The following is a 1,082-nucleotide window of genomic DNA, read 5'->3' as shown; positions in this document are numbered from 1 at the left end:
TGGGGGGTGGCACCGGGGGGGGGGTGAGGGGGGGGGGGGGGAGCGGGGGTGGGGGGGTGGGGGAGGGGGGGTGGTGCCGCCACAAGGACGTGGAGTCGCACCAACAGCTGGATGCCGGGGCCGCCGTGAGCGATTCGCGCGACCTCGCGCGCCGGGCCCGGCGGGCCGCGCACGCGGGCGGCGCCGTCAGCGGGCGTGGAGCCGTTCGCGATGCCGGCGCACGGCCGCGCGGTTCGCGCAGCGCACCGAGCAGTAGCGCTGCCGCCCGTTGCGGGTCACGTCGACCACGACGTTCGCGCACGGGGCGGCCTCGCAGCGGCCGAGCCGGCGCATGCCGCGGGTCGTGAGGTGCAGGGCCGTCCCGACCGAGATGACGGCCGCGAGCACCTCGGGCAGCGTCTGCAGCTCGTCGCGGTAGTGCAGGTGCCAGCCCTCGCCGTCGTGCTCGGTGAGGCGGGGGTACGCGGCGACGGCCGCCATCTGGGCGTTCAGGATGGCGGCGCGCTCGGGATCGCTCGGCGCATCCACGACCTCGAGCCAGGCGTCGATGACGCGTCGGGTGCCGGCGTGGTCGTCGGCGCCGACCGGGAACGCCATCGTCATGCCGAACTCGCGGGTGCGGGCCTCGATGCCCGCGCGATCGGTCGGCCAGTCGTCGGCGAGCGAGGCGGCCAGCAGGACCGCGTACTCGCCGTAAGGGTTGAGATGCACAAGGGCATTACATCATCGTGGAGGCATGACCGGAAGCGCAGCGCCTCGGATCGCGGTGGAGCGGGCGGCCGCGCACGAGCACGGCTGGCTCGTCGAATCGGCGCACCGTACCTCCGAGGGCGTCGTGCAGTACGTGCGCTGCGCCGGCTGCGGCGTGCGCCGAGTGGATGTCGCGGCCGTCCCGATCGTCGTGCCGGCCGCTGCCAGTCGCGAGCTCGGCTGACGGGGCGCTTCGACGGGCTCAGCGAACCAGGGGTGGGCGCTTCGACGGGCTCAGCGAACCAGGGGTGGGCGCTTCGACGGGCTCAGCGAACCACCTTTTTTCCCCACCCCCTTACGCCCGCTCCCCCCCCCCCTTTCCGGCCTTTCTT

At 74.5% G+C, this 1,082-nt stretch carries 2 protein-coding genes; one reads left to right on the top strand and one right to left on the bottom strand.

Features of this window, described 5'->3' with window-relative positions; all coding sequences use genetic code 11:
• Positions 1 to 186: 186 nt before the first annotated feature.
• Positions 187 to 711: a CGNR zinc finger domain-containing protein gene (locus ACFWE1_RS06320; protein ID WP_376932621.1), complete on the bottom strand. Its 525-nt coding sequence runs from the start codon at positions 709 to 711 to the stop codon at positions 187 to 189.
• A 25-nt stretch (positions 712 to 736) separates the two neighbouring features.
• Here ACFWE1_RS06320 and ACFWE1_RS06315 point away from each other — a divergent pair, with 25 nt between their 5' ends.
• The gene (locus ACFWE1_RS06315; protein ID WP_376932620.1) at positions 737 to 934 is read left to right on the top strand and encodes a hypothetical protein; all 198 of its coding nucleotides are present in this window, start codon (positions 737 to 739) and stop codon (positions 932 to 934) included.
• The last annotated feature ends 148 nt before the right edge of the window (positions 935 to 1,082 follow it).

The sequence above is a fragment of the Agromyces sp. NPDC060279 genome (assembly GCF_042726785.1).
GTDB lineage: Bacteria > Actinomycetota > Actinomycetes > Actinomycetales > Microbacteriaceae > Agromyces.
The sequence above is the reverse complement of the archived record's forward strand: the minus strand, read 5'-3'. Positions and strand labels throughout refer to the sequence as shown.